Origin of the sequence: Paenibacillus herberti (assembly GCF_002233675.1) — a bacterium.
Lineage (GTDB): Bacteria > Bacillota > Bacilli > Paenibacillales > Paenibacillaceae > Paenibacillus_O > Paenibacillus_O herberti.
Genome location: NZ_NMUQ01000001.1, coordinates 2,236,270 through 2,255,927, shown reverse-complemented (window position 1 = coordinate 2,255,927; position 19,658 = coordinate 2,236,270). Strand labels below are relative to the sequence as shown.

Genomic DNA, 19,658 nt, shown 5'->3' with positions numbered 1-19,658 from the left:
GCCACGAATATGTCCCGGATAATTAGAGATATAAAAAAAACTAAGCCAAAGGGAGTGTCGAAAAGATGAGTCTGTTGAAAAGTAGATTCAGCAAAAGGTCTGTAGTGCTCCTATCTTTCACCCTGCTCACGGGCAGTTTGCTGGGATGCGCTCAAGGAGAATCTGAACCTGCATCGTCAGGATCTGGTGGTAAATCGAATTCAGGAAGCAATGTCAAAATCCAGTTTGCAGGATGGGGAGACCCGTCGGAAAAAGAAGTGTTTACAAAGCTGATTAAAGTTTTTGAAGAGAGGAACCCGAGGATCAAAGTCGACTATTTGCATATTCCAGGTGATTACGTCGGTAAAATGAACACGACTCTTGCAGGGGGCAATGCTCCGGATGTGTTTTATGTGCCAGATGGAGACTTTGGAAGATGGGTCAGTCAGGATCTGCTGTTGCCCATTGAAGAATTTGTGAAGAGTAGCAACATCGATACCGCCGATATGTGGAGCTCGGGTCTTGAGCGGTATCGTTATGATGGCGCGACTAATGGGATAGGGCCGCTTTATGCATTGCCGAAGGATATTGGGCCAACTGTACTTTTTTACAATAAAGATCTGTTTAAGAAAATGAATGTCCCGTTCCCTGATTCGGAAACACCGATGAATTCGGAGCAACTGCTTGATACAGCAAAAAAACTGACTGTCAGCAACAATGGTAAAACAACGCAGTACGGCATGGGACCGATCTGGTGGGAGGGCTTCGTCTTGGCGAAGGGAGGCAAATTCCTCAGTGAAAACAAACAGGAGTTTATCGGCAATAGCCAAGAGACAACCGATGCGCTGCAATTTATATCTGATCTTACTAATAAACACGGAGTCGTCCCAAGTTCGGCAGCTTTGAAGGACTTAAATGACACTCAAATGTTCAAAAGCGGCAAGCTGGCCATGATGATTACCGGACGGTGGGCAGTACCGGATTTCCGTAAAGTGAGCTTTGATTGGGATGTTGCCCCGCTTCCAGCCGACAATTGGGGAGGAACGAGCGGCTCCGTAGGGCTAGGAATATACAGCAAGACCAAACAAGTGGAGGCGGCTTATAAACTGGTAGAGTTTTTAGGAGGGCCAGAAGGTCAGAAGGAACAGTCACTAATGGGCTTCTCCATCCCGAGCTTCAAATCCATGGCCAACACGGATGTATTCCTCCAGCCTGACCAGAAACCGGAGCATGCAGAGGTTTTTATCAAGGCAGCTGAGACGCAAGTTGCGGGACCATGGACTAATCTTCCCAACGCGAAGTGGTTTGATATGCTCAATCAAGGACTGGGACCAGTACGTGAAGGCAAAAAAACCGCTGCGGAAACATTAAACGAGCTTAAACCTAAAATCGATACCGCCATTAAAGAAGGCAATCCTAAATTGTTCAAATAGGGTGGACAACGATGAAACACAAAGAGTATATGTGGGCGTATTTATTCGTTGCTGCGCCAATTCTAGGATTTATGCTGTTTGCGTTTATTCCAATCAGTTATTCCGTTTATGTCAGCTTCACCGATTATAGCGGTTACAAAGCACCCGTATTAAATGGTGGGGATAACTATGTCAGACTTATTAACGACGAACTGTTCTGGAAAACGCTGCTGAATACATTTTACGCGGCGTTAGGCATTCCGATTGGCATGGCCTTGGCTTTGGGCTTTGCAACGGCACTTAATCAAAAAATTCGGGGTATCCGTTTTTTCAGAACGATTTTTTTTCTGCCGACGATCAGCTCCATCATAGCACTCACCTTGCTGTGGAAATGGATTTTTAATGATACCTACGGTCTGTTGAACTATCTTCTTCAATACATCGGGATTCAAGGTCCGGCTTGGCTGAGCAGCGAAACATGGGCGATGCCGGCGATGATTATTCAAGGGGTATGGGGCGGCTTGGGCATTAATATCGTGCTTTATTTAGCGGCGCTGCAAGGTGTGCCAAGCAGCTTTTACGAAGCTGCGGAAATCGACGGAGGTAATCGATGGGATAAATTTCGTCATATCACGATACCTTGCATATCTCCCACAACGCTTTTTGTGCTTATTACTTCGATTATTGGAGCGCTGCAAGATTACCCGCGGTTTCAGATTATGACGGAGGGCGGGCCGAATTATTCCACAACAACGATCGTTTATTACCTGTTCCAGAATGCATTTCGTTATATGGAAATGGGATTTGCCTCAGCTATGGCGTGGATTCTCGGGTTCATCATTTTGGCGATTACAGTGCTGAATTTTTATCTGTCTAAGCGCTGGGTCCACTATGAATAGGAGGAGTCCGGGGATGTTTAGCAAAAAACAGACGAGCGAATGGGTCCGCAAAAGCTTTGCGTACCTGTTCCTATCCATAGGTGCCCTTATGATGGCCATTCCGTTTTTATGGATGGTTTCCACATCGCTGAAGCCGGCGGGATCGGAATTTGAATTTCCTCCTCAATGGATTCCTACAAACTTCGATTGGAGCAATTACAGCTTTGTGTTGTTGGAATCGGACATTGTCCAAGGATTTTTCAATACGCTTTTAGTTATTTTATTACCCTGCCTGGTAGGTTTGTTTACGAGTGCGCTGGCGGCTTATGCGTTCGGTCGAATGCAGTTTCCTGCTAAAAACCTGCTCTTCACCTTATTGCTAGCCACGATGATGATTCCCGGCGTCGTTACGATGATTCCCACCTTCATCCTGTTCAAAAATATCGGCTGGATCGACAGTTGGCTGCCGCTGATCGTGCCAGGAATGTTCGGGGCTGCTGCTGCGGTATTCCTGTTACGGCAGTTTTTTATGACCATCCCCAAAGAATTGGAGGATGCCGCCAAGGTGGATGGAATGAATCCATTCCAGACTTTTATCCGCATCATACTGCCTTTATCCAAACCGGCTTTGATTACACAAGGGCTGCTCGGATTTCTAGCGGGTTACAACGATTATCTGGGTCCTCTGATTTATATCAACACACCGGAGAAGTTTACGCTACAGCTGGTCCTTGCTTCCTTCCAAGGATTTTATACCTCCCAATGGACCTATATTATGGCCGGCTCCGTTCTAGCTTTAATTCCTACCCTGTTATTATTTTTCTTCTCGCAAAAGTACTTTGTTGAAGGCATTACTTTGACTGGAATGAAAGGTTAAAAGGAGAGAGAACATGTCAAACAACGCTACTACGTATTGCAATCCAATCGTACCCAAAGCAGCTGATCCTTGGGTGTTGAAGCACACTGATGGTTACTATTACTTTATGTACACACAGCCGCGTTCTCTGGAGCTGACCCAATCCGTCAGCTTAACCGGACTTGCTGAGGGCCGAAAAAAAACAATCTGGACTCCCGAGCCGGAAGGTCCCTACAGCCACAATTTGTGGGCGCCAGAAATTCACTATTTGAATGACAAATGGTACATCTACTACACAGCTAACGATGGCGGCGGAGATGAATCTCGCACTTTATGTGTATTGGAGAACGAAAATAGTGATCCGCTGGAAGGTGATTGGATTTGGAAAGGGGCGTTGAAAACCCCTGTTCCTGGCTTGGATGGTACTGTAATGACGATACGGAATCAGCTTTATTTTATGTATGCCGGTTACGGACATTTTCCCGAATATGGATCTGCTATATATATTGCGCAAATGGCTGACCCTTGGACATTGTCAGGGGAACATGTCTTGTTAACGGCTCCAACACTTACATGGGAACAACAAGGCGGAATGGCTATTAATGAAGGCCCGGTCACGCTGCATAGAAACGGTCGCATTTTTCTCGTTTATTCAGCGAGTACTACTTGGTCTGAGGATTATGCTCTAGGTATGTTAACGATGGATGAAGAGGCCGATCCCATGGACCCGTCTTCATGGACAAAATCGAAACAGCCTGTATTCTGCAAAAGTATACAAAACGGAGTTTATGCGACCGGACATAACAGCTTCTCGAAGTCACCGGATGATAAAGAGGACTGGATCATCTTCCATGCGCTTCCGTCACCTGATTCCAATGACAGCGTCCGCTCGACGCGTATTCAGAAGTTCGGTTGGAATGCGGATGGTACGCCAGATTTCGGAATTCCTTGGAGCGATATGCATAATCTCCCCGTGCCATCGGGAGAGTGATTTAGCCATTTCATTTTAGGGAGGAATAGAGGTGGAATATAGGTTGAAACGCATTGGGTTACTTGCATTAATTGTCACAATGCTCATGTCACTAATGGTGGCACCGTCTGCACATGCGGCTACAACCGGATCGGTTGTATATAGCAATCCGGCTGAACCTGAGCCTTTTTATGTGAGGGCGGTGGAGCTTGGTAATGGAGATATTTTGACCACTTTTACACCTCGGTTTCCCGGAAACGCAGGCTGGGTGGGAATGCAGCCTTTTCCTTTTTACAAGAGTACGGACAACGGGGCAACCTGGTCTAAAATCAGTGAAATTGATCCTAACAATTATGGTTTGAACCGGGACCAGCAAGGAATGACAACCTTGTATGTACTGCCTCAGCAGGTTGGGAGTCTTCCAGCAGGAACATTACTGTTCGCATCCACAGATTGGGATAATTCTGCACCGTATACGATTCATATTTGGCGAAGCACGGACAATGGCGCCACCTGGCAGTTCCACAGCAACTTGGCCGCCAGAGGCTCAGCGGGAACGAAGCGCACATGGGAACCGGAGTTTGCGGTAACAAATGATGGCCGATTGATCTGTTATTACTCGGATGAACGCAAGCCAGGTTATAACCAAGCCCTCGCGCAGGAGATTTCCAGTGATGGTGGACTGACTTGGGGGAATTACAGCATCATTGTGGGTAATCAGGGAGATTGGAACTGGCGTCCCGGTATGCCAAGGGTGTTAAAAGCGAAAAACGGAACTTATTTTATGTTTTTTGAGATGCTGGGGGCTGCTCCTAACTTTGCAGTCCGCTTCAAAACCTCACCTGATGGCATCAACTGGGGAAGTCCAACCGATTTAGGGAAAGTAGTAGGGACGGGAATATATCGCGCATCTCAGACCCCGGAGGTTGCCTACATCGATGATGGAACAGTTAATGGCCGATTTTACGTTCGGGGCATGACGGATGTGGTATCTTCAGCTAACAAAATGTTTACGAGTGGAGATTACGGAGCAACTTGGACGCAAATGGATGCGCCGCTAACCGTAAAGGGGACAAATCAGAGCACTCCGGCAGCCTGGAGCGGGACGCTGTTGCCGCTTAATGGATCATTGCTCCTTGAGGTTAATACCGTAAAAATGGGGAGTCGGAATGAAATCCGTGCCAATGTAGCTCAGGTAGACAGGGAATCCTCTATTGTTTCTGGAGGAATCTATAAACTGAGCAATCAAAACAATGGACTCGTTCTGGATAATGGTGGCGGCGGCTCGCCGGCTGGGACCAAGGTAATTCAGTGGAATGATCTCGGACTGGATACCCAGCGTTGGCGTTTGGATTACCGAAACAGCGGTTTCTTTCGGGCGATGAATATAAATAATGGCCTGATCTTGGATAATCCCAATGGAGCTACTACACCTGGCACAAACGTGGTTTTGTGGACGAATAATGAGTTGAACACACAAAGGTGGAAATTCACGTACAAGGGCAATGGATACTATACGAGCATGAACGAACGCAGTGGATTGATGCTGGACAACGCTGGAGGCGGAGCGCCAGCAGGTACCAAGGTAATTCAATGGACGGCCAACAGTCTGGATACGCAGAACTGGAAGACGGTGCGTACGGATGTGGAAATCCCGGTTAATCAGTTGGAAAGTTTTAATATCGCAAATAGCTTTATTCGTTATCAAGATGGCCGAGGGAAGATCGACGGAGGGCAGTACAATGCCGAATCGCAATGGAGAATGGTTGGAGGACTGGCCGATCCATCCGCAGTTTCGATCGAATCCATATCCTCGCCAGGGCATTATCTCCGACATCGTGACGGCAAGATTTGGCTTGAGCCGAGCAATAATACGACTTTGTTTAAACAGGATGCAACATGGAAATTGCGTACTGGTTTATCGAGCCCATGGGCGGCCTCTTTTGAGTCCTTTAACATTACGGGAGCATTTATGAGGCACCGGAGCGGCGTGTTAGAAATATCCTCGATTTCGACTGCATTGGATAAACAAGACGCTACTTTTTACGTGAAGTAATTCATATGGGAAAGTACGGAAAAAGAGGAGCGCTACTAAAAAGGAGAGTACTTATTATAATGAATCAAATGCTGGATCCTATCAAAACTAGACGGATGGAATATCCAAGACCCCAATTTACCCGTCAACAATGGCTGTGCTTGAATGGAGAATGGGCGTTTAATTTTGACGATGCCAACGTGGGGGAAAGTCAGGGCTGGTATCGGGACAGTCTCAGTCTAGGCGGTAGCTCATTTGACCGGACTATCCAAGTGCCTTTTACTTTTCAAAGCAAGTTCAGCGGAATAGAGGACCCTGGATTCCATGACGTCGTTTGGTACCAACGCAGCTTCGAGATTCCCGCCAATTGGAAGGGGAAAGAAACCATTCTGCATTTTGGCGCAGTGGATTATTGTGCGAAGGTATGGGTGAACGGGCAGCTTGCGGCGGTGCATGAAGGCGGGCATACTCCTTTCTCCGCTGCGATCGGTTCTCTACTTCAGGAAGGAGTGAACACACTAGTCGTGCGTGCCGAGGATTTTAGCCGGGACTTGACGCTGCCTAGGGGCAAGCAGTATTGGCTGGAAAAATCGGCAAGTATCTTTTATACACGAACAACAGGAATTTGGCAAAGCGTATGGCTTGAGCCTGTCAGTGCTGTATATCTGAAGAAAGTAACCTTTACGCCAGACATTGATCGGAACGAAATCCGCTTACGGACGTTTGTGGAAGGACTTGAGGGGGGCAAAGAGTGCCAGCTACAGGTGAGTATTTCATTTCGGGGGACGGTTATTTCCGATGATGTATACACGGTCAAACATGGCGAGGAGAGCCGGGTTGTGGGCCTTAAGGATTTTGCCGAACACGGACTTGGGCGGCTGTGGAGTCCGGAGCATCCGAATCTGTATGATGTAACGTTCAAGGTGATTCAGAAAGCACAGACTCTAGATGAGGTGAGCAGTTATTTCGGTATGCGGAAAGTGTCCGTCGAGGACGGAAAGCTGTGTCTGAACAACCGTCCATACTATCAGCGGCTTGTACTTGACCAAGGTTACTTCCCTGATGGCGTTTTGACGGCGCCAAGCGATGAAGCAATGAAGCAAGATGTGGAGTTAACAAAGGCGATGGGTTTCAACGGTGTCCGAAAACATCAGAAAACGGAGGACCCGCGTTTCCTGTACTGGTGCGACCAACTTGGTCTCTTAGTTTGGGGAGAAGCGGCGAACGCTTATGAATATTCCGAAGAGTATGTCCGGCGGTTTACAAAAGAATGGATGGATATCATCGAGCGCGATTACAATCATCCGTGCATCGTGACATGGGTCCCTTTGAATGAAAGCTGGGGCATTCCGAATGTGCAAATTGACAAACGTCAGCAGCAGCATGGTCTGGCTATGTATCATCTGACGAAATCGTTGGATGAGACCAGATTGGTCGTGTACAACGATGGATGGGAACAGATGACCACAGATTTGCTAACGATTCATGACTATGAAAGCAGCCAGAAGGTGCTAGAAGCGAGGTATGCTACGATGGATACAGCGCTGAGCGCAATGCCAGCTAACAGGCGAATCTTCGTGGGCGGGGCATCCTACCAAGGACAGCCGATGCTTATCTCTGAATTTGGTGGAATTGCTTTTAAAAAGAGCGATTGGGATGGCTGGGGTTATTCCGGTGCCGATAACGAGGAGGACTTCCTTCGTAAACTAGCGGCCGTCGTGAATCCGATGTTCACTTCACCTGTTGTGCAGGGATTCTGTTATACGCAGCTGACAGACGTCGAGCAGGAGATCAACGGACTGTTGACGTATGACCGACAACCCAAAGCGCCGCTCGAAGAAATCCGGAAGATTATGACGGGTCAGGAAGCTGGTCGGTAATAGTGAGAATGAAAAAACGGCTACTACGGAGTTAGTTACGTAGATAGCCGTTTTTTTGTTGTAACTACTTAGGTGCCTATATAGGTAGATGAAAAACGTCCGAGTAATTCTGCGCTGTTCGGGATTATCGGAGCGTGCGTCTCCTCTCGATTTGAATGGAATAGGGTTTGAACTCGGCTTTCGTGGGCGGTGTAACTTTTTTTGTACGATTTATCGTATAAAATTCGGTTTATAGCCGCCTCTTTTCAACACTTTGTGTGATAAAACATACAAAGCCGAGCTTTCGTCGCCTATGCCCAGCCATTTTGAATGATTTATCGTACAATATCCAAAATATCAGCCCGGCCCGAATGCATGTTGAGTGAAAAATCATACAAATTGTGCATGCCCACATCAATACGAGACTGACTTGGTGTTACGACTTAAGCCTATGAAAGATCTATCAACTCATGATGAACTTCCTATCTACAATGTATGATGGGCGCAGGGACATGAACTCTGACAACTGTCCCAGTAGAATAATAGTTTTGAGAATTGGATAGCAAGCTCTTTGCGATACGGTTAAGGGGAATTAAGATAATTCTGTCGAAAATCCTTAGGCGACAGGCCTTTCGTTTTTTGAAATACTTTTGAGAAATAATTGGCTTCCACATATCCAACTAATCGGCAAATATCATAGAGCTTGAGCTCGGGATTTTTGAGAAGCTCGCAGGCTTTATTCATGCGAACCTTGGTCAAGTAAGCGAGGAAGGTTTCACCGGTTACAGCTTTGAACATTTGACCGAAGTAATGCGCTGTCAGACGGACCTCATCGGCCGCATCTACCAAGGAGATAGGTTGATCCATATGGTCTTTAATGAATGATTTGGCCCGCAGTACGATCGATTCCTGATAGGTCAGAGACATGGGCTCCATTGGATGCGATTTCGTCGCTGCAGCAGTAGTCACTGCATTTGCTATCATCTCATCGATGATGCTCAGCAATTCATCCGTATCAAGCGGTTTGAGGACATACCCTTTGGCTTTGTATTTCAAAGCCTTATGCGCATAGGAGAATTCAGTATGGCCGCTAATGACGACAACCTGCAGGCTAGGCATCTGTTCGTAAACATGCTGAAGCAACTGCAGCCCGTCCATATCCGGCATATGAATGTCTGTAATCATGAAATCCACATGCTGTTGCTCCAGCAATTGTATCGCTTCTTCTCCATTTGCAGCTGTGCCGATGACCTCGATGTTACGTTCTTTCCACTCTTCCATGGACCGTAGGCTATCCGATATCATCCATTCATCATCAACGATAAGCAGTTTATAGAGATCCATTTGACGTCCTCCTCGGTATCTTGACGGTTACTTTCATCCCCTCATTTAAGACGCTATCCAAGTAAAGACCATAATTTCTGCCAAAATGAAGCTGAATGCGCGACTGTACATTATACAGCCCGACCTTTCTTTCAACCTTGGTCAAATGATCCGCATGATGCTGCAAATCGTATCGCATCATTTGCAACTTCTCGTAGCTAACGCCAACTCCTTGATCGGTTATCTGGATATAGATATCGTCATCGTCGCTCCAACTGGTGATCTTAATGTTACCGCCATGCTGTTTACGGTCTAAACCATGGATAATTGCGTTCTCAATAATGGGCTGCAGAATCCACTTTACGGTATATAATTCTCGAATTTCGGCATCGATCTTGATTTCATAATCAATTGGTCTTTGCAGGCGGAATTTGTGAATTTCCAAATAATAACGTACATATTCCAGCTCAGTCTCAATGCGAACCAGATCGTCATAGGTACTAATGCTCATTCGTAGAAGCTTGCCGAGCATGACGATCATTTTGCTGATTTCGGGCTCTTTATTTTTTCTAGCCAGGGAGTTAATCGATTCCAATGTGTTATAGAGAAAATGCGGATTGATTTGCGATTGTAAAGCAGCTACTTCCGCCTTGCGCTTCTCATTCTGTTCTTCATAAACAAGCTGAACTAGTTCCTTAATTCGTTTGACCATCTGGTTAAAGCCAACGCCGAGCGCGCCAATCTCGTCCTTCCGCCGGATTTCAAAATAGGGATTAAAATCGCCGCTTCCGAACTGCTTCATTAACTTTTTGAGCTTTTGTATCGGACCAGCGATACTCCGTGAAATGAAATAAGAAGCGATCAGACAGATAAAAATCGTTTGGATAACCGTTAAGATTGTCGATTTGCGGAATTGATTTATAGATGCGTAGAGCTGATCTTCCGAAAAGTAGGCACCTATCGTCCAGCCGGTCGCTTGATCACGTTTATGAATGACTTTGTAAAATTTATCGTTTTTAACGATTCTTGAAGAATCATTAATCGTCTGCAAATCTGCCGCCGTGAAAAAAGGATCGCGGTAAGGATAGGCCATGACACCATTCTGATCGGTCACGAAGAAACCTGAATTTTCTGCTGTAGAGTTTTGGGCGTCGAATAATCCAGTCAGCACATCCGTAGGAAAATCGATAATAAGCAGCCCTTGATCTTTTAAATTAGTGCTTGATATTTGGCGGACAAAGGAAAATACCGACTGCTCTTCATTAACTGCGACATAAGAGCGAGTATGCACGGGTGTGAGATAAGTGTCATTAACATACGTGTTGAACGGAGGAATCCATTGGAACTGATTAAACTGCACATGACGGTTAAGGATGGTATAGCCAAAATTATAAATAAAACCATTATCGCTGACGATCGTAATGCCGATATTTTCTGGCCGAATGGCATGGATGCTTTCGATGAGCTCATCCAGTTTTCTGAAGTAAGAAGGATAGGTTTCCTCGTTCTTATTTTTCAAAAAATCGGAGACAGATGAACTTTGGGAAATGGAGCTGCCCATGCGGTCAAGGTCATTCACAAATAATGTTACCGCTTTCATATTTTGATTCAAAATTGTGTTTGTCTCGTTATCAAGTTTATTATTTAACGTCTTGGCCATATTAAGATTGGTTACATACCCCGTTGATATGAGTGAGAATGATGTTAATAATGAGAAAGTAAGGAATAACTTGGAAAATAAAGAAAGAGATATTTTCATAACTTCTCACCTCAATCTTAGGAGTAAATCACTAGCGTTGCATAAACCTTCACAATAAAATAAATTGAATATTCAAACACACTATCGATGTCAACAAAACCAAAAGGTCGAACTCCTCTCAAAGGTAGTCCTGTCCATTTGGTAGTTTATGTATATTCTGCTACGTGAATACCAACAGGCCTCAGGCCCTTTTGCTCAGGTTGAATTCAACCTTCGGCGTCCTGCCGACTTGCGGCTCGGTGGCCGATGAATCCGCCTTAACCATTGCTCTGCCGGCTTCCACAACAGTACCCGGAGCCAGCGGCTTAGCATCAGCAGCGAATGCGGCGTCTGCGTCTTTTTTTTCACCAGCACGAGCAGGCAGTAGGCAATGAGCGCCATCCAGACCTGGTTTTGCACGGCCCGTTCGCTGGTGCCGTAAAACCGTTTGATTCGAAGATGCTGCTTCATCCACTTGAAGAACGTTTCAATTGCCCAGCGGCTCCGGTACATATCCGAAATCTCGTCGCACGTCAGTTCGAAGCGGTTGGTCACTAGGATGAGCAGATTTCCTTCCGAATCCGCCGTTTCAATCATGCGGTACTCCCGCTTAGCCCGCTTGGACGCCGATCCGATCCGTACGCGTTCATCCATCGTCACCCTGCTTTCCATCGGGATGGGGAAGGATTCTAGGGGTTCAATGACAGCGTTGTTTTTCAGCCGGGTGACGAAGTGGATGCCGCGCTCCGTGTAATCATCGAACGCCTTGTAATCCACATAACCGCGATCGAATAGATACGTGGCGCCTTCCTCGTCGATAAGGGCGTCCATCTGTGTACGGTCGTTTTTCTTCGCCGTCGTAATTGTCGCACGCTCAGGCAGAACGCTCTCTTTCCCCATAAACGCCAGACGTAGATGAATCTTAATGCCCGCTTTGGTTTGACGGAATTCGGCCCATTTGTATCTCTGCAGGCACAGGGAAATGGTGGTCGAGTCGATCACCTGGACGGTTTTACGATCTGCAGCCGTGGCGCCTTCGCTACGTAGGACCTTCCTGGCTAGCTGCTCAAACAGATTTTCGAGCAAGGCAGGATTCACCTGGTTGTTCTTGCGGCATAGCTGGCTAAACGAGATGGACTCAAAACCCAGTTCTTGCTGAAAGTCTTTGCTCAGGACATCATCTGCAATGCTCCGGAGTCCTTCGCGCTGTTGAAGCTGGGCATGCAAGAATAGTTTCAAATAGGCCGGAACCGTAAGCTTCTTGACGTAGGCATCTGCGTGATTCTGAGCAAGTTGATCTAAAAACGTTGTTGAAAAAATGGGTGCAACCCATTTACCAAATGAAGAAAATAGGGTATCCTTATCCATGCGCTGATCCTTTCAGTGGATTATGGACAGGAACTACCTCCCATACCCATTGTAAAGGATCTTTTTTTGTGTCGAAATAGGGAAACTGAAGATTTTGAACATTCGGAAATTATTTATGCAACGCTAGTGGGAGTAAATTCAATGTAACAGTCTGATTTAGAAATAGCAATGCGGCAAGAACCACTTTTTTTACTCTTTTTTCGACTTAATGTACCATTGTTCTCACGGTTTATATTACTTATAGTTGGTTTAAGACGGGCCGTCAACCACATTCAAGGGAGGGTAAGTATGAGAAACCAAAAGGTTCGATTGTTAATGAGCAGCGTTTTTGTAATCGCTTTATTATCGGGATGTGCATCGCCATCTGGTGGTGGTTCAACTAACAAAGCGGCAGCTGAAACCGAAAAGCCGGTTGCTTCGGCAAAAACAGACGATAGAAAATTGGATTTGTTGGTTCCGAATTACTATAACGACACCGAGAAGAAGCTGTGGGAAAAAGTGGTGAACAAGTTCAAGGAACTAAATCCTGATATTCAAGTGGAGCTTGTTGCCGGCGAGGTCAGAGTTGAATCGGGGAAACTGACAACGATGCTGCAATCAGGCGTCACGCCGCCGGACGCCATCTTAATTAATGCCGGACCGGGACGAGTCAAAACTTTATCCGATGTGAATTTAATTAAACCGTTGAACGATCTATATACGAAAAATAAATGGGAGGAACAGCTGAGACCAACTGCATATGAGCTGATAGCAGGTGATGACACGATCTATGAGGTTCCTCACTCCCTGGATGCCATTATGGTATTTTACAACAAAGATATATTTGAAAAACATGGAGTGCAGGCTCCCGCAACGCAAGCTGAGTTTATGACAATGCTCGAGAAGCTTAAAGCTGCTGGTGAATCGCCGATCACCGTTGGCGCAAGAAATGGGTATGCGATTGGCTGGCTTTTCTCGAATATTATGGAGTCCGTCGCTGGCCGCGAGGAAGTCGAGAAGCTCATCTATGCGGATGGCAAATGGAATGATCCTGCGTTCATTAAAGCTGCAGAAACGCTGAAAGATTGGGTCGATCAAGGTTTTATTCCGAAAGAAGCCGTAACGCTTACACAAGCCGATTCGAAATTTTCTTTCCTGAGTAAAAAGGCTGCTATGGAAGTGGAAGGAACGTATCTGATTTCCGATCTGGCGGATCAAAAGCTGGAGGACAGCGTTGCCACATTCACGATGCCTTCCTTTATCGAGGGGAAAACGGCGAGTCCTACAGGCGGAGTTGGACTGACATGGGTTGTGCCAACGAAGGCTGAAGATGAAGAGCTGGCAGAAACCTGGCTGAACTTTGTCCTATCCAAGGATTTCAGCGCTATCACATTAGGCGATCCGACGTATAACTTGATTCCTGCATCCAGCAGCTCAGCAACAATCCAGCCTGCCGGTCCTGTACTGGCCCAGGCGATCAAAGATATCGAAAACGGATTTGGGTACAATCCGACCGTATTTATCGGACCCGAAGCCAAGGAAGCTTACTATCAGAATTTGCAAGGTCTGGTGGGCGGTCTGGTGACGCCGAAGCAAGCTATGGATAATATCGAGGCGGGAGCAGCGAAGGATCGGGCTGCCGGCTATCAAGTCAAGAAAAAGTAAATCTAGAATCTTAGAATAAATAGGTTTTAAAAATGAGAGTGTAAGCGCTTTAAAATAATGTGTACCTGTTGCTATATAAGTTGAAAGTAGTAACGATCCCGCTAATTTCAACTTATATAGTCTACATTTGGAGGGATAACAATGAGTACATCAAACATGGTGGTGAATCCTTCTCCTGTCAGCGGTGCAAATAAGGTTGCTTATAAAGGAAAAAGCAAGCGCAGTTTCAAGCGAATGCTGGTCGTGTTTTCCTTTCTCGCTCCGGCTCTGATCCTTTATATCTTGTTCATGCTTTATCCGATGGCTGATGCCGTTCGTCTCAGTTTCTTCGACTGGGATGGAGCGGCGCCAGCGATGAACTTTGTCGGTGGGGATAATTATACCCAATTGGCTCAAGATCCTATCTTCATCAAATCCCTCGTTAACAACTTCTACTGGGTGCTTCTCTCCCTCCTATTAATGATTTTACCCACATTGGCCCTATCCGTTCTAATCGGAAAGCTGAAACGGGGAAAAATGTTTTTCCGTGCCGGATTCTATCTGCCATCCGTTCTTTCGCTGGCGGTAATCGGCGTGCTGTGGTCCAAAATTTACGATCCAAACTATGGAGCGATCAACGTATTTTTAAGGCAAGTGGGGCTCGGAGCTTTGGCGCAGAACTGGCTAGGAGAGCCTTCCGTAGTTATTCCCGCGCTGGTCGTCACAAGCACATGGGCCTTTTACGGCACGTACATGGTTCTTTTTCTAGCAGGATTGCAAAATATCGATCAATCGATGTATGAAGCCGCCGACATCGACGGCGCCGGACCAATTCGCAAGTTCTGGAATATTACGGTGCCGAGCTTGAGAAACACGATGAATGTCGTTGTTAGTATGGTCGTTATCCATGCCTTAAAAGGGTTTGGTCTCGTCTGGATCATGACGCAGGGAGGTCCCTTTTACAAGAGTGAGGTCGTAGCGACCTATGTGTACAAAGCGGCTTTCAGTATGAATAAGGTAAGCTACGCTTCAGCCGGAAGTGTGGTCCTCGGAATTATCGTCATCGGACTAACGATTGCCTTCAACTACTGGCGAGATAAGGGGGAATAGAACATGCGGACAGGTGTAGCTCCATGGCGTAACCCGCAGATCCTGTTATGGGCTGTCCTGCTGGTGCTGCTTGCCATAGTTACGGTTCCGATCTTCTGGGCGATATTAGCCAGCTTCAAAACAAATATGGAGATCGTCAACCAGCCCTTCTCGCTGCCAAAAACGTGGAACTTCGATAATTATGTGAAAGCATGGAATCTAGGGAACTTCAATTCCTACTTCTGGAATACAACGCTCATTACAATTGGCGGTATGGTGCTCGTTCTCGTTGTCGCTTGCCCAGCAGGTTACGCTTTTGCCCAGATGAAGTTCAAAGGAAACAATCTGCTCTTTTACCTCTTCCTTCTCGGAATGGCGCTTCCCGTCCAAGCAATCATCATCCCTGTATTCTACCAGTTAAAAACGTTCGGACTTGTCGATTCACTTAGCGGCGTGGTACTCGTTTCGGCGGGACTAGCCCTCCCATTCTCCGTCTTCTTGATGCGTAATTCGATGAAAGACATTCAGAAGGAATTGAGAGAATCGGCTTATGTAGACGGTGCGTCGGAATGGAGAGCCTTCTTCTCGATCATGCTGCCGCTTGCCAAGCCAGCCGTCGTTGCCCTGCTTGTGTTTACGTTTATGAGCATCTGGAATGACTTCTTGCTTCCTCTCGTGTTGTTGATTTCTAATGATAAATTCACGCTTTCTCTGGGGCTGCTGTCTTTCCAGGGAGAGAACTCGACCAACTTTGGCCTGATCTTTGCCGGCACAGTAATTAGTATGATTCCGAGTATTATCGTCTACCTGATTTTCCAACGGCAGTTCGTGGAAGGCATGTCCGAAGGGGCAGTGAAATAAAATCTACGTGTACAGTAAAAGGAGCGAGTTAACTATGGCAACGGTTACGAATTTAAATGATGAAAAATATATGTTTCCTGTGGAGTGGGGCGGAATCCAGTGGTTAATGGGACAAGAAATTGACCCGGAATGCGAAATGACCTTCGGCATGGTATTTATCCACCCAGGTATAGAGAATCCGCGCCATATTCATCCGAACTGTGAAGAAGTTATTTTTGTTCTCTCCGGTGAATGCGACCATACTCTCGGAGACGAAGTAGTCCATCTGAAGCCTGGCATGCTGCTGCGCATCCCGCGCAATGTTCCTCACAACGCAACGGTGACAAGCTGGGAGCCTTGCCGCATGATCATCGCTTACTCTGCACCTGACCGGAAAACAATCGGCGAATAATTATAAAACTCAGCGGAGAGGAAAGTGGATATGTACAACATTAAATTTAACTATGAATATGATCGCAAAATAAGAGTAGGTTTTATCGGCTGTGGCGCTCATGCATTCCGTAATGTGTACCCAACGTTTGACTATGCACCGATCGATCTGGTAGCGGTATGCGACTTGAATGCGGAGCGTGCAGAAATTTACCGTAAACGGTTTGGAGCGGAAAAAGCCTACACCAGCCATATGGAAATGCTCAAAAAAGAACAGCTGGATGCCGTGTTTGTTGTGCTCAACTTTGATCAAAACGGGCATCCGCTTTATCCCAAAATCGTGCCAGACATTCTTGCCGCCGGCTTGCCTGTCTGGATCGAAAAGCCGGTTGCTTATACGGCGGAAGAAGCCGAGCGTCTGCTGGAGCTTGAAGATAAATCAGGCCAATTTGTACTCGTTGCGAACAAACGTTACTTCTATCCAACGTTCGAAAAGGCAAGGCAGATCATCGATCGTCCTGAGTTTGGGGAAGCGGTGTCGATCAACGGACGTTATCCGCTGACGCTTTCGCCATTCCAACCCGAAATCAATACCCGCACAGGTTTGCACTGGTTTTTAGATATTTGCCATCCGATGTCCGGCATACACTATCTCATGGGCGATGTAAAAGAAATGTGCTTCATCGAGCATCAGCCTAGCGGAAACGTGCAGACGCTGCTTAAGTTTAAGTCCGGCGCGATCGGCTCGCTGCAGCTGTCTTCCACCCAGGCGGAGACAAGCCCATTGGAGCGGTTCGAAGTTATTGGTGACAAGCAAAATGTGGTGATCGACAATGCCGCCCGGCTAATTTACTACAAAGGGAAAAAGGGCAGCGGTGAGTATGGAAAAGCACCTATTTATATCGGTGATGATCCTGCTGATGGTCCAGTCATTTGGGAGCCGGAATATTCCCTTGGACAAATCTACAACAAAAACTTGCTGCTGCAAGGGATGGTGCAAAGCGTTAACTATTTTGCGACCCATGTGCTGGAAGGAAAGAAAATCACTCGTTCAACGCTCAAAGATTCCGTGCATTTAACTCGTATATTTGATGCCTACAAAAAACGTTCGGATCAGTGGATAACGATTGAATAGGGAGGGATTACGATGAACTTTAGTGTGTGCTCGGATATGCTCGGCTGTGAATCTTTTGATGAGGCACTGCAACAGGCGAAGGCTCTAGGATTCTCTTATGTAGATTTGAGAGCGAAGCTGGATGGTTACACACTGGATAATATCCCGATGGAAGCGGCTCATGATATCAAGCGTAAACTAGACGAAGCTGGTCTCAAAGTAAGCTGTTTAAGCTCATGGGCTGTCAACTCCTGTTCTTTCTCGGGACCCCCAAAATACGATAATTATGATGAAAATCATCATGAAGATATGAGCAAAGTGCTCGATCGACTGTTTGATTTGGCAGATTTGTTCGAAACGGCTTATGTTCGGATATACTCGCTTCACCGTGTGGAAGGGTTCGAGCATCTCTCGATACCCGAAAGGGATATCGCCTATCGCTATAACGCAGTGATTCTGACTCGGCATGCCGAGCATGCTCGGAGCAGAAACAAAACCATCCTTGTTGAAAATGAACCTCCGACGTTGACGAGAGACGCCAAGGAACTCGGAATTCTTATGAGATATGCGAATCACCCGAATTTAAAAATCAATTGGGATATTATCAATGGTTGGAGAGCCGGAGAGTTTCCCACATTGGAAGCCTATGAACATGTCAAAGGTTATGTATGGCAAACGCATCTTAAAGGGGCCAATCGAGCTTACAATTCGCGGGATGAACAAAATCCGCATGGTTTGTTTGGCAATTTCTCGATTGCTGGGCAGGACGATTTCGACCATGCACCGATATTAGAGGCTATAGCCAAAAATGATCCGCAGGCCATGATGACGATCGATACTCACTATCCTTCCTTTTATCAGCAGGATCAGATCGGTGAAGCAGAAGTGGTAAAACGTACAAAAGTGCATATGGAATCCTTGGTGAATGGAGGAGGGGCATAGTGGCTAAAAAAGCGATTCTGGTTGGTGCACTGGATACGAAAGGAACGGAGTTTCATTTTGTTAAAGGGGTCATTGAATCGCTTGGCGTAGAAACCTTTGTTATCGATACAGGGGTTTTAGGCACTCCCCTCTTTACACCTGATGTCAGCAGCGCCGAAGTGGCTGAGCTTGGTGGCATGAGCTTGCTACAGCTGCAAAAACAAAATGATCGCGGTAAAGCCGTTGCGGTAATGATGGAAGGCGTATCAAAGATGATCAATCAGCTTCTGGAAAAGGATAGGATTGGAGCTGTATACGGTATGGGCGGCACAGCCGGGACAACGGTTGGTGCAGCAGCGATGCGAGGGGTGCCAATCGGCATTCCTAAGCTGCTCGTATCAACGGTTGCATCCGGTAATACCCGGCCCTACGTCGGGGAAAAAGACATCATGATGATGTACTCTGTCGTTGATATTGCGGGCATCAACAAGCTCTCCCGGCGGATTCTTCGCAATGCGGCCTACGCTTTGGCGGGAATGATGCGGGAAATAAGCCAGGAGCAAGATGTCGAAGAGGAAAAACCGATGATTGGCGCGACCATGTTTGGAGTTACTACACCATGTGTGACAAGTGTCCGCGAGCAGTTGGAGGAGCAGGGATATGATGTTCTTGTGTTCCATGCTACGGGTGCTGGCGGTATGGCGATGGAAGAACTGATTCGAGCCGGGTTTATAAAAGGAGTTGCGGACATTACGACGACTGAGCTCGCCGATGAGCTCGTTGGCGGAATCTTCAGCGCCGGGCCAGACCGTTTAGAAGCTGCCACGTCGATGGGTATTCCTCAGGTCGTGTCCGTAGGCGCTCTGGATATGGTCAATTTCGGTCCGCCCGAAACCGTACCGCAATCGTTTAAGGATCGGAAATTCTACATTCATAATCCAACAACAACTTTGATGAGAACGACGGTTGTGGAAAATGCGGAGCTGGGACGGCGAATTGCACTGAAGCTGAATGAAAGCCAGGCCGGGACGATCGTTATTTTCCCGCATGGGGGAGTTTCCTTGCTGGATCGAACCGGGCAAGCGTTCGATGGTGTTGAGGAGCGTCAGGCTCTTTATAAAGGAATCAGGGATCATCTTCGTGCAGACATTCCTTTTATCGAGACGGAAGCGGATATTAACGATCCGGCTGTGGCTACGTTAATCGCAGAGCAATTGCTTGTTATGATGAAATAACTACAAGGATTAGAACAGGAGGACGAGG

General features: G+C 46.7%; 16 protein-coding genes. 13 read left to right on the top strand and 3 right to left on the bottom strand.

Annotated features, from left to right (window positions below):
- The first annotated feature begins 65 nt into the window (after positions 1-65).
- Genes CGZ75_RS10365 through CGZ75_RS10340 form a run of 6 tightly spaced genes read left to right on the top strand, consistent with a single transcriptional unit; the run spans position 66 to position 8,010 of the window.
- Positions 66-1,412: an ABC transporter substrate-binding protein gene (locus CGZ75_RS10365; RefSeq protein ID WP_089524090.1), complete on the top strand. Its 1,347-nt coding sequence runs from the start codon at positions 66-68 to the stop codon at positions 1,410-1,412.
- Between the two features lie 11 nt (positions 1,413-1,423).
- Complete coding sequence (locus tag CGZ75_RS10360; protein WP_089524089.1) at positions 1,424-2,290, top strand: carbohydrate ABC transporter permease; 867 nt, start codon at positions 1,424-1,426, stop codon at positions 2,288-2,290.
- A gap of 13 nt (positions 2,291-2,303) precedes the next feature.
- Positions 2,304-3,146, top strand: a complete 843-nt coding sequence (locus CGZ75_RS10355; RefSeq protein ID WP_089524088.1) for a carbohydrate ABC transporter permease — start codon at positions 2,304-2,306, stop codon at positions 3,144-3,146.
- Between the two features lie 13 nt (positions 3,147-3,159).
- Positions 3,160-4,116: a glycoside hydrolase family 43 protein gene (locus tag CGZ75_RS10350; protein WP_089524087.1), complete on the top strand. Its 957-nt coding sequence runs from the start codon at positions 3,160-3,162 to the stop codon at positions 4,114-4,116.
- Between the two features lie 43 nt (positions 4,117-4,159).
- Complete coding sequence (locus CGZ75_RS10345) at positions 4,160-6,151, top strand: AbfB domain-containing protein (protein ID WP_245850771.1); 1,992 nt, start codon at positions 4,160-4,162, stop codon at positions 6,149-6,151.
- A gap of 59 nt (positions 6,152-6,210) precedes the next feature.
- Entirely contained in the window at positions 6,211-8,010 is a 1,800-nt protein-coding gene (locus CGZ75_RS10340) for a glycoside hydrolase family 2 protein (RefSeq protein ID WP_425436465.1), read from the top strand.
- A 561-nt stretch (positions 8,011-8,571) separates the two neighbouring features.
- On the opposite strand, the gene CGZ75_RS10335 is transcribed toward CGZ75_RS10340, so the two are convergent.
- From CGZ75_RS10335 to CGZ75_RS10325, 3 genes are all read right to left on the bottom strand, one after another.
- The gene (locus CGZ75_RS10335; protein ID WP_089524085.1) at positions 8,572-9,333 is read right to left on the bottom strand and encodes a response regulator transcription factor; all 762 of its coding nucleotides are present in this window, start codon (positions 9,331-9,333) and stop codon (positions 8,572-8,574) included.
- Positions 9,320-10,924 (bottom strand): sensor histidine kinase, encoded by a 1,605-nt coding sequence (locus tag CGZ75_RS10330; protein ID WP_176444758.1) that lies wholly within the window; start codon positions 10,922-10,924, stop codon positions 9,320-9,322. The genes CGZ75_RS10335 and CGZ75_RS10330 overlap by 14 nt, the downstream gene beginning before the upstream one ends.
- Before the next feature lie 342 nt (positions 10,925-11,266).
- Positions 11,267-12,418, bottom strand: coding sequence for an IS4 family transposase (locus CGZ75_RS10325; protein WP_089523815.1), 1,152 nt, complete (start codon positions 12,416-12,418; stop codon positions 11,267-11,269).
- Between the two features lie 288 nt (positions 12,419-12,706).
- Here CGZ75_RS10325 and CGZ75_RS10320 point away from each other — a divergent pair, with 288 nt between their 5' ends.
- From CGZ75_RS10320 to CGZ75_RS10290, 7 genes are all read left to right on the top strand, one after another.
- Positions 12,707-14,062, top strand: a complete 1,356-nt coding sequence (locus CGZ75_RS10320) for an ABC transporter substrate-binding protein (RefSeq protein WP_176444757.1) — start codon at positions 12,707-12,709, stop codon at positions 14,060-14,062.
- A gap of 141 nt (positions 14,063-14,203) precedes the next feature.
- Positions 14,204-15,151, top strand: coding sequence for a carbohydrate ABC transporter permease (locus CGZ75_RS10315; RefSeq protein ID WP_089524082.1), 948 nt, complete (start codon positions 14,204-14,206; stop codon positions 15,149-15,151).
- A 3-nt stretch (positions 15,152-15,154) separates the two neighbouring features.
- Positions 15,155-15,991 (top strand): carbohydrate ABC transporter permease, encoded by an 837-nt coding sequence (locus CGZ75_RS10310; RefSeq protein WP_089524081.1) that lies wholly within the window; start codon positions 15,155-15,157, stop codon positions 15,989-15,991.
- Positions 15,992-16,025: 34 nt separating this feature from the next.
- Positions 16,026-16,382 carry a cupin domain-containing protein gene (locus CGZ75_RS10305; RefSeq protein WP_089524080.1) on the top strand — a complete coding sequence of 119 codons (357 nt, stop codon included), beginning with the start codon at positions 16,026-16,028 and terminating at the stop codon, positions 16,380-16,382.
- 30 nt (positions 16,383-16,412) lie between these two features.
- Complete coding sequence (locus CGZ75_RS10300) at positions 16,413-17,495, top strand: Gfo/Idh/MocA family protein (RefSeq protein ID WP_089524079.1); 1,083 nt, start codon at positions 16,413-16,415, stop codon at positions 17,493-17,495.
- Positions 17,496-17,507: 12 nt separating this feature from the next.
- Positions 17,508-18,416, top strand: coding sequence for a sugar phosphate isomerase/epimerase family protein (locus CGZ75_RS10295; RefSeq protein WP_089524078.1), 909 nt, complete (start codon positions 17,508-17,510; stop codon positions 18,414-18,416).
- Positions 18,416-19,630 carry a Tm-1-like ATP-binding domain-containing protein gene (locus tag CGZ75_RS10290; RefSeq protein WP_089524077.1) on the top strand — a complete coding sequence of 405 codons (1,215 nt, stop codon included), beginning with the start codon at positions 18,416-18,418 and terminating at the stop codon, positions 19,628-19,630. Before CGZ75_RS10295 ends, CGZ75_RS10290 begins: the two co-directional genes overlap by 1 nt.
- The last annotated feature ends 28 nt before the right edge of the window (positions 19,631-19,658 follow it).